This is a genomic window from Acinetobacter sp. UBA2063 (genome assembly GCF_002333245.1).
GTDB lineage: Bacteria > Pseudomonadota > Gammaproteobacteria > Pseudomonadales > Moraxellaceae > Acinetobacter > Acinetobacter parvus.
In genome coordinates, this window is sequence record NZ_DDAH01000248.1 from 1 (window position 1) to 4902 (window position 4902).

3 protein-coding genes and 2 pseudogenes are annotated in these 4902 nt (G+C 45.2%); 1 reads left to right on the forward strand and 4 read right to left on the reverse strand.

Annotated elements, in window-relative coordinates; translation table 11 throughout:
• Positions 1 to 138: 138 nt before the first annotated feature.
• From B4H32_RS11755 to miaB, 4 genes and pseudogenes are all read right to left on the reverse strand, one after another.
• Positions 139 to 246: pseudogene (locus B4H32_RS11755) on the reverse strand (antibiotic biosynthesis monooxygenase); the annotation flags it as partial.
• Positions 247 to 257: 11 nt separating this feature from the next.
• Positions 258 to 743 carry an rRNA maturation RNase YbeY gene (ybeY, locus tag B4H32_RS11760; protein ID WP_004680521.1) on the reverse strand — a complete coding sequence of 162 codons (486 nt, stop codon included), beginning with the start codon at positions 741 to 743 and terminating at the stop codon, positions 258 to 260.
• Between the two features lie 72 nt (positions 744 to 815).
• Complete coding sequence (locus tag B4H32_RS11765; RefSeq protein WP_004680518.1) at positions 816 to 1892, reverse strand: PhoH family protein; 1077 nt, start codon at positions 1890 to 1892, stop codon at positions 816 to 818.
• 39 nt (positions 1893 to 1931) lie between these two features.
• Positions 1932 to 3383 carry a tRNA (N6-isopentenyl adenosine(37)-C2)-methylthiotransferase MiaB gene (miaB, locus tag B4H32_RS11770; protein ID WP_286803213.1) on the reverse strand — a complete coding sequence of 484 codons (1452 nt, stop codon included), beginning with the start codon at positions 3381 to 3383 and terminating at the stop codon, positions 1932 to 1934.
• A gap of 310 nt (positions 3384 to 3693) precedes the next feature.
• Here miaB and B4H32_RS11775 point away from each other — a divergent pair.
• A pseudogene (locus B4H32_RS11775) lies at positions 3694 to 4902 on the forward strand (lytic transglycosylase); the annotation flags it as partial.

Genomic DNA, 4902 nt, shown 5'->3' on the forward strand with positions numbered 1-4902 from the left:
ATTTTAACCGTATTTTTCTTAATAGTGATTATCGCAAAAGTATTTAAAACGACATTTCATGTCGTATGGCTTACGCCAGTCGCTTATATCCTCGGGCTAAACCCCGAGGTTTTACGCTCCAATGGATAAAACGTAATGCCTTATTCCTTTAAATTGACTCAATGCCTTATTCCTCAGCTTTTGTGCCATTGCTGAGTGGGTTGAATCCAGTTCTTTGACAGTGGCTTTAAAAATAACGATATACATGGGAGGTTATTCTAGATTTCATCTGCCTGATATGGATTTGCAACACCAAGCTTTTTAAGAATCTCAATTTCCAACGCTTCCATTTCTTCAGCATCAGCTTCAGTGGTTTCATGGTCATAGCCAAGCAAATGCAGGATGCCGTGAACCAATAAATGGGTGAAATGATCAGTTGCTCTTTTTTGCTGTTCTGCGGCTTCTTGTAAAACCACGGGAATACAAATCACCAAGTCACCCAAAGGTTCTGCATCCAGTAAGCTAAGCACTTCTTCTGGAATGTCACTTGGAAAAGACAGTACATTGGTGGGTTTGTCTTTCTCGCGGTATTGTAGATTCAACTCGTGGCTTTCTGCCAGATCAACACAGGCAATACCTATTTCACAGTCTGTATTGAAACCAACATGACGCAGTGTGGTTTCAATCTGCTTTTTAATTTGACCACGTTTTAGTGGTAATTCATTCGCTTGAAAGTCTTGTTGAAGACTTAAATTGATTTTCAAAATAGATCCTTAAAATCGTCCCCCTGATATGCGATTAAAGTATTGCAATAAAAGGGGGAGTGAGGGGGATTTTTAAATGTGTTGTGCATCTGCCGCAGAATCATTTTCTGCAATCAATGCTTCTTGTCGAGCTTTGCGTTCGGCACGGGCTTCAGCAGACAGGCGTTGCTGTTCGCTGTCCCAGCCCTCGTAGGCCTCAACAATTTTTTGTACCAGTTGATGACGCACCACATCACGGGAATGGAAACGGGTAATATGAATTTCATGGACATTTTCAAGCACCCGTAAGGCATGAGCCAAACCAGATTGCTGTCCACGAGGTAAGTCCACCTGAGTCACGTCACCTGTAATCACGGCACGCGAACCAAAACCTAAACGGGTCAGGAACATCTTCATCTGTTCAGGTGTGGTATTTTGTGCCTCATCTAAAATGACGAAAGAATGATTCAGGGTTCGTCCACGCATATAGGCAAGCGGAGCAACCTCAATTACCTGACGTTCAATCAGTTTGGCCACTTTTTCAAAGCCCAGCATTTCATAGAGGGCATCGTAAAGTGGGCGTAAATAAGGGTCAATTTTCTGGGTGAGGTCACCTGGCAGGAAACCTAGCTTTTCACCCGCTTCAACCGCAGGACGGACCAATAAGATTCTCTGGATTTCATTGCGTTCCAGCATGTCCACTGCGGCAGCAACGGCGAGATAGGTTTTACCAGTACCCGCAGGGCCAATTCCGAATGAAATGTCACTTTGTAAAATACGCTGCACATAGCGTTTCTGGTTGGCACCACGCGGATTGATTCGTCCTTTGCGGGTCTGCAACCAAACGCTATCCAGTCCTGTATGTTCCTGATCTGAATCATCCATCAGTTCACGGTCGGTCTGTGAACCCTGAATCATCAAATGCAGGACATCGGCACTGATTTGTGAGGAAATTTCTGATTCTTGATAGAGCCGTTGCAACAGTGCCTCGGCCCTTTCGATTGTTTCGATATCACCGTCTAGATAAAAGGCATCGCCTCGGTGAGTAATTTTGACATCTAAACGTTGTTCGATTTGCTTTAAATGCCCGTTGTATGCACCGAGCATTCGTTTTAAATGTTCCATGGAAATTTCAGGGAACGTTACAGTACGTTTAATCGCTGAAGTCAAGAGAAACCCTTTTAGCTCACGTGTAGGAATACCCTTACATTACGCCACGTCAGGTTCAAGATTCAAGAGTTCACCATAAACTAAATTTAAAGTTTTAATTTCAGTGATCTCAATCTCCGCGAAACGCCCAATCCACGCGACATCACCGATAAAGCTCACAAGACGGGTATTGTCCGCTGTACCAATTAAAACATTCGGGTCCTTGTCAGACACCTTTTCAATCAGGACACGTTCAATTTTACCCAGCATGGCATCGGTCTTATCAATACTTGATTGCTTAATCACTTGCTGAACCTGAGCCAAACGGTCTTTTTTCACCTGTTCAGGCGTATCATCTGGCAGGTCTGACGCAGGCGTACCAGGTCGTTTTGAATAGATAAAACTATAGGAATGGTCGAAATCCAAGTCCTTAATGAACTGTAGGGTTTCAGCAAAGTGTGCATCGGTTTCACCTGGGAAACCAATAATAAAGTCGCTGGATAAATGCATATCTGGGCGGACCTTACGCAATTTCGCGATCTTATCGATGTAGACATCAATGGTGTGGTTACGTTTCATTGCCTGTAACACATCGTTGGAACCACTTTGCACAGGCAAGTGCAGATGCGACACCATCTGTGGCAGGTCACGGTAGCATTGAATCAGGTCATCTGAAAATTCAAGCGGATGAGAAGTCGTATATCGTAAACGTCCAATCCCTGGAATTTCTGCAACTAAACGCAGCAGTTCAGGGAAAGTGCAAATTTCACCATCAAAGGTTTCACCACGATAGCCATTTACGTTTTGACCAAGCAAGGTGATCTCACGCACGCCTTTTTCAGCCAGCCCTGCAATTTCTGCCAACACATCATCCAGTGGGCGAGAAACCTCTTCCCCACGAGTATACGGCACTACACAGAATGAACAGTATTTTGAACAGCCTTCCATAATCGAGACAAAGGCTTTAAATCCCTCAACACGTGGTTCAGGCAGGAAGTCGAACTTTTCAATGTCAGGGAAAGAAATATCAACCAGTTTGATTTTTTCTTTCTTCGGCTTTTCCACCTGTGCCTGATGCTGATCAAGCATTTGTGGCAAACGGTGCAGGGTTTGCGGGCCAAATACCATATCCACATAGGGTGCACGTTTCTGGATATTGTCACCTTCCTGAGAGGCAACACAGCCACCCACACCAATCACCAGATCAGGATTTTGTTCTTTTAGCTTACGCCAGCGGCCTAGGCCACTAAATACTTTCTCCTGCGCTTTTTCGCGGATTGAGCAGGTGTTCATGAGCAGAATATCTGCCTCATTTGGATTGTCGGTGAGCACATAGCCATGTGAATCACCCAGCAAGTCTGCCATACGATGACTGTCATACTCATTCATCTGACACCCTTGAGTTTCAATATACAGCTTCTTTATTGAAACATCAGCGGTGTGCATTGGCTGGGTAACAGTGTTTTCTGAGGCAGCTTTTACAGCACTGGGAATGAATGTTTGAACCGTCATGCAGGCTCCTAAACAAGGTGGATTTAAACAAACCGCGGATTATAGCAGTATTTTTCGATGTGCGCAGAGAATAAAAAACTGAAAAAAATGGACACATTGTGGGTGAAATTACGTGAATCTTAATGAATATGAATCAGCAAGTTACATAACACAACAATAGTGGGGGGCCAGACTTATTACACTATAACCGTAGGGCAAAAACTGGGCAAATGTATTGATGAAGATGAATAAGCAACATGATTTTATAACAACCGTGACCAACAAACTGAATAACAAGAAAAACTTCCGCCGTATTGTGGCGGTTGGTGGAATGATAATGTGCTCTTCTGTCTATGCGCTGGATGAACAGTTTAACGATGCCCTGCGTGCGGCCAATAGCAGCAACACCGCCTTGCTGGATCAATATCAAGCTGCGATGCAGAATGATGTATTGGGCTATTATCCAGAATATTGGAAACTCAACACCAATCTCGGTTTTCAGCCTGCGTCCTCAATTCTCAGCTTTGCCCAACGCTACCCAAAATCTGCAATGGCTGAGAAGCTAGCGGCGGATTATGTAGAAGAAAAAGTCAAACAAGCGAATTTTAGCGAAGCAAAACCCGTTTTAAGCTATGTGACCAATCCAGACCAGGCCGAAAGTTGCGCGGTTGCGCAGGTCAGGGCACAGACAGGCGACAGTCTGGTTTATGCGGAATATAAAGATGTCTGGTTAGCCACCAATGCCCAGCCTGACTCATGCACAGGATTGGGGCGAATGATGCTTTCCAGCCCGCTTATGACTGCTCAGGACCGTCAGCAAAGGTTGTGGGGGCAGTTGCGCGCAGGGCAGTCGGGACAGGCTATTGCAACCGCACAAACCATGGGTCTGAATCTTTCACTTGCCCAGTTGAATCAGATTCAGGAAAACCCATTGGGGTATTTATGGAGTGCGCCAAAAACCAATGATGTGGATTATGCCTATCTGATTTTTGCTCTGGGGCGTGTGGCTGACAGTGATTTAAGCAATGCCCTGGCAAATATCCAGCGCGCGGCTCAGGATACGCCAACGCCTGTACAAAAATATTTGTACCGTACCATTGGATATGTGGGTGGCACCACAGTGATGAAAAATGGTTTTAATCGTGAAGTGCTCAATGCCTACGACCAAAGTTATGGCTATCCGCTGAGCCCAGAAGAAGCCGAAATTTACGCGCGTCAGGCGATTCGTTTCGGTGCATGGGAAAGCTTGATTCGTGCCATTGATGCGATGTCAGTCACCCAGAAACAGGAAGATCGTTGGCAATATTGGTTGGCGCGTGCCTCTGAGCAACGTTCAGATGCGGCATCAAAACAGGCGGCGCAGCAGATTTATCGCAAACTGGCGCAAAGTGGTGATGACTATCATAACTTGCTTGCCAAGGATCGTTTGGGCGAGCGTTATAACCATCAACCCTATGATGAGCAGCCGAGTTCACAGGATATACAGCGTTTAAATCAAAACATCCATTTTAGACGTGCATTTGCACTTCGGGATGTGAAT

What these genes read in the sequence shown, in the direction of transcription:
- miaB (WP_286803213.1), bottom strand. Translation starts at nt 3,383, where the DNA reads ATGACGGTTCAAACATTCATTCCCAGTGCTGTAAAAGCTGCCTCAGAA.